The organism is Paenibacillus sp. 01L418, assembly GCF_056400045.1.
This window is the reverse complement of sequence record NZ_JBFTSN010000447.1, coordinates 1-4,946: the sequence shown is the minus strand read 5'-3', so window position 1 is coordinate 4,946 and position 4,946 is coordinate 1. Positions and strand designations below refer to the sequence as shown.

Below are 4,946 nucleotides of genomic sequence, written 5' to 3'. Positions count from 1 at the left end.
TCTTTACTCTGTACGGCACAAAGCACTTACAGCTGACCGAAGGCCAATCATCATTCTCGCTCGCCTTCTTCTCACTCGCTTTTGTAGCTGCCGCCATTCCAAGCGGACTGCTTGGCAACCGCTTCGGCAAAAAGCTTATTATCACGTTAGGGGTTATTGGCCTCATCGTAATTTTTGCAGCGATCTCTTTCGCAGACGCGCTGCTCCCGCTTCGTACCTTGCTTATTGTCGGAGGCATCTGCTGGGCGATGATCAATATCAATTCCTATCCGTTTATCGTTTCGCTCGGCAAAGAGCAAAGCATCGGTACACGGACAGGCATCTATTACTTAATCTCTTCACTTGCTGCTATCGCTTCACCGCCGCTCATGGGCGGATTGATTGATCTGCTTGGTTATTCCGTGCTGTTCTATTTCTCATCAGGAGGCATGGTTATTGCGCTCTTGTTCCTGCTATATGTAAAAGACAAGGGTCTCGCTAGGCCTGTGAATGATCCATCTATTTCGACAAGCTTATAATATAAAAAAATCCGGCTGCGCGACTTCTGACGTCGCAGCCGGATTTTATTGTTATACCTTAGTGGATGCTGCCTTTGCTGAATCCGCCGCCCATGACGTCGGATACATGCTCGATAGCAATAAAGGCATTCTCATCGATGGATTGCACGATAGCTTTGAGCTTCGCAAGCTCAAGTCGGGATACGACGCAATAGATCATTTGCGTTTCATCCTTTGAATAGCCGCCGCGCGCTTGGATCAATGTCGTTGTACGACCTAAACGGTCAATAATCGCTTGCGATACCTCATCATATTCAGAAGAAATAATCGTTACCGATTTCGACTCATCGAGACCTTCCACAACGATATCAATTAATTTAATCGCTATATAATATGTAAACATCGAGTACATGGCTGAATCCCATTCAAACACAAATCCCGCAATTACAAAAATAATAACGTTAAATATCATGATAATTTGTCCGACTGGCATACGCATTTTCTTCGAAATCAGGATCGATACAATTTCTACGCCATCCAGCGAGCCGCCGAAACGTATCGCAAGACCAACTCCTGCACCGAGAATAAGACCACCGAACAAAACAGCAAGCAGCTTTTCTTCTGTAAATGCTTCAACGTGATGGAGCAATGATGTCGTGATCGACATGACGATAATGCCATAAAGGGTTGAGATCGCAAACGTTTTCCCAATTTGTTTGTATCCAAGAATTAGGAACGGTACGTTCACTGCGAACAAGAACACGCCGAGTGGAAGCGATGTGAGGTGCGCCAACATAATCGATATACCGGCAATGCCACCATCGATTACATTATTCGGAACGAGAAACAATTCGAGTGCGACGCCCATTAAAATCGAACCAATCGAGATAAAAATAAACCGCTTAAAAATTTCTAAAGATGATAACCCCTTATGCGTTTTTGCCAACTGCCCATCCTCCGTTTTCCCGATTTCATCCTATAACTTTAGCATAAAAAAGCATTTTTTTCAAAAACGCATGTACCTCGTTTAGAACATATGCTGTACTATCCTGTCCTTATTCCGTCGCAATAACCGTGCAAAACATCTATTTTCAGCTAGTGTTTACAAAAATATTGTAAACTTTCCAACAAAAGAAGAACTGCTTCAGCCAACATGCGCTTGGAAGCAGTCCTTCATAGTCTTACATTTATGCTCACAAATTAGTCTACGTAACCTGCAAGGCCTTTGTCCATCAAATAATCCATTTCAGCGYCCAAGATTGATTCCACGACCAGCTCATTGGACTTTACATCAGGACGGCTCAGTACATAATCTACGAGCTCGTCGCCGTCAATATCTACCTCGCCATTTTTATCTTCCTTCGCGCTGCCGATGAACGCTTGCTCATGCTTTAATACAAGCTTAATCAGCTTCTCATCCGCGTTTGTTTCGTTTGCTATATACTGCAAAAGTTCTTGCTCGTTCAGTTGTTCTGTCATCGTTAGTCATCTCCTAATTGTATCGCTCGTCTCATTGTACCACATTCATATGACCTTTATGAGACAGTACGTCTATACTTGTTGTAAAAATTGACTGCCATGCAGTTGATCATACAACCCTTTTTTCGCAAGCAGCTCATCATGTGTACCGCGCTCCGCAATTTCACCATCTTTAATAAATAGAATGGTATCCGCATTTCGAATGGTACTGAGTCGGTGCGCAATAACGAAGCTCGTTCTGCCGCTAAGCAGCTTCTTCATCGCTTCTTGAATTTGGAGCTCAGCCAGCGTATCTACACTGCTCGTTGCTTCATCGAGTATAAGCAGCGCAGGATCTCCAAGAATGGCCCGAGCAATCGTGATAAGCTGGCGCTGCCCGTGGCTTATGTTCCCGCCTTCCGCTGTCAATTCGGTCTCATAGCCTAGCGGAAGCTTCGTGATGAAACTATTCGCATTCGCTTGGGCAGCCGCCTCCTCCACCTCTTCATCGGTAGCATCCAGCTTGCCATAGCGGATATTCTCACGAATGGTACCCGAGAACAAATGGGCATCCTGCAGCACGATTCCTAGCTGTTTGCGCAAGCTGTTTTTGTCTATCGTGCAGATGTCTTCGTCATCAATCAGTATTTGACCGTCCTTGATCTCATAGAATCGCCCAATCAGATTAATGATCGTAGTCTTGCCCGCTCCAGTTGGACCCACTAGCGCAACGGTTTCTCCCGGCTTAGCAATAAAGGAGATGTTATTAAGCGCTGCGGTTCCGTCGTTATATTCAAACCGCACATCGCGAAACTCTACCTTGCCGCCAATCGATTCCAGCTCTTTCACGGACTCGGGTTCTTCATATTCTGATGGAATATCCATCATCTCAAACACCCGCTCCGCGCCTGCTACCCCCGACTGAATCATATTGTATTGATTGGCGACCTCATTCAAAGGGCCTGAGAATTGCTTCGAGTAACCGAGGAAGCTTATGATGACGCCCACTGTTGCATGGTCATGAATTGCCAGCCAGCCGCCGACTCCTGCAATGATTAAATAGCTGATATGACCAAACATGTTCATGAACGGGCCCATCGTACCCGAATAAATTTGAGCTTTAGTTCCTACCTTCTTCAGCTTGGCATTAGCGGCGCTGAATTGCTCGGCCATTCGCTCCTCTTGATGAAACAGAGCCACAACCTTCTGGCCGGATACCGTTTCCTCTATAAAACCGTTCAGTCCGCCAAGTACCTGCTGCTGCCCTTTGAACTGCCGCTGTGTAATCTTTGCTATTCGCTTCGTAACGAAAACGATGAGCGGGATGATGACGAGTGTAACGAGTGTGAGCCACACATTTAAGAAAAGCATCATCGCGAACGAACCCACAAGCATAATGACGCTTGATATAATTTGTATCAGGCTTTGGTTCAGCGTATTCGTTACATTATCAATATCATTGGTTGTGCGGCTCATGAGCTCACCGTGATTTTTACTCGCGAAAAATGGAATAGGCAGCTTTTGCAAATGATTGAATAGTTCCTTGCGAAGGCTCCACACAGTTCGCTGCGATACTTCAGCTAAGTAAATGGCCTGAAGCCAACTAACTAAGCTGCCAGCCGCATAGATGCCGAGCATAAGCAGGCAGATTTGGAGCAAACCGTTATATTGTTTCGCAATAATATAATCATCCAAAGCCTTGCCAAGAAAATAAGGACCTGCAAGCGTAAGTCCTGCTGCAGCTATCGTGAGTGCAATAACCGCTAGCAGTCTAGCCCGCCCATGAAGTAAATAAGTGCCGATTCTTCTTAATGTCGTTAGCGTATGATTCATCTATCAAGCTCCTTGCTGGGAAAAGGCCATTTTCTGGTATAGCTTGCTTTGTTCAAGAAGCTCCTGATGCGTGCCAATGGCTGTAATTCGACCATTCTCAAGCACGATAATCCGATTTGCCTGCTGTACGGATGCAATTCGCTGACCAATGATAAGACAAGTGCTGCTCTTCATAATCTCTTGCAACGATTTGCGTATGAGTAAATCCGTTCTCAAATCAACCGCGCTTGTACAATCATCAAGGATCACAATTTTGGGTTTCAGCAGCAACGTCCTAGCAATGGACAACCGCTGCTTTTGGCCGCCGGACAGATTGACCCCGCGCTGGCCAAGCAGCGTATCATAGCCATTCTCCAGCTTCATAATGAATGCATGAGCCTCAGCTGCCTTGGCTGCTGCCTCTATTTCATCCTGACTCGCATCCGGCTTRCCATAGCTGATATTGTCACGAATGGTTCCACTGAACAGATGCGCCTGCTGGAGCACCATTCCGATTTGGCCATGCAGCTCTGCAGAAGCGATCTCGTTAATCGGATAGGAATCAATGCGGATCATTCCCTCTGTCGCTTCATAAAACCTTGGAATGAGGCTGACCAGCGTTGATTTTCCTGAGCCGTTTATCCCTACGATCCCAATCGTCTCGCCCGGCTCTATATTCAGATCTATGTCGTGAAGTATGTTTTTCTCCGAGCCTTCATAGCCGAAGCTCACATGGTCAAAAGTTATTCTGCCAGCTTGAATTTTTTTGGACTGCTCGTTAGCTTTTCGTTCAGCTGTCCATTTATCTGCCGGAACCTCCAGTATCTCATTGATGCGATCAGCAGAAGCCTTGGCCCGAGAGATTGCAATCAATTGATTTCCTAGTCCTAGAGTAGAAAAGAGAAGCTGTGTAATATAAGTTAAAAAGGCGGCGAGACTTCCCACTGACAGCGCCCCGTGCTCAGAGAGCATTCCCCCATACCATAATGCAGCTACAATACTAAAATTAAGAATGATCGACACAAGCGGCGTATTAAGCGCAACGATCTTAGCTGCTTTTAGACTGGCATGCAGTAGATTTGAGTTTGTTTCATTAAAACGTTCTTCCTCGTAATCGGACCGAACAAATGCTTTCACAACGCGGATACCGGACAAATTTTCTTGCATAACGGTATTCAC

At 45.7% G+C, this 4,946-nt stretch carries 5 protein-coding genes; 1 reads left to right on the top strand and 4 read right to left on the bottom strand.

Annotated features, from left to right (window positions below):
- Window positions 1–518: MFS transporter (locus AC1DSE_RS29970; protein ID WP_477528675.1), on the top strand; the 518-nt coding region annotated here is incomplete at its 5' end.
- Between the two features lie 58 nt (window positions 519–576).
- Here the strand turns inward: AC1DSE_RS29970 and AC1DSE_RS29965 are convergent.
- The 4 genes from AC1DSE_RS29965 to AC1DSE_RS29950 all read right to left on the bottom strand — a co-directional run.
- Window positions 577–1,443 carry a YitT family protein gene (locus AC1DSE_RS29965; RefSeq protein ID WP_339204879.1) on the bottom strand — a complete coding sequence of 289 codons (867 nt, stop codon included), beginning with the start codon at window positions 1,441–1,443 and terminating at the stop codon, window positions 577–579.
- 254 nt (window positions 1,444–1,697) lie between these two features.
- Window positions 1,698–1,976 (bottom strand): hypothetical protein, encoded by a 279-nt coding sequence (locus tag AC1DSE_RS29960; protein ID WP_477528674.1) that lies wholly within the window; start codon window positions 1,974–1,976, stop codon window positions 1,698–1,700.
- Between the two features lie 72 nt (window positions 1,977–2,048).
- A complete protein-coding gene (locus tag AC1DSE_RS29955; RefSeq protein ID WP_477510400.1) occupies window positions 2,049–3,788 on the bottom strand; it encodes an ABC transporter ATP-binding protein in 1,740 nt (579 codons plus the stop codon).
- A gap of 3 nt (window positions 3,789–3,791) precedes the next feature.
- Window positions 3,792–4,946, bottom strand: a 1,155-nt coding sequence (locus AC1DSE_RS29950; RefSeq protein WP_477528673.1) for an ABC transporter ATP-binding protein, incomplete at its 5' end; no start/stop codon positions are given.

Coding starts and splice junctions, on each gene's coding strand:
- AC1DSE_RS29955 (WP_477510400.1), bottom strand. CDS start 3,788: ATGAATCATACGCTAACGACATTAAGAAGAATCGGCACTTATTTACTT.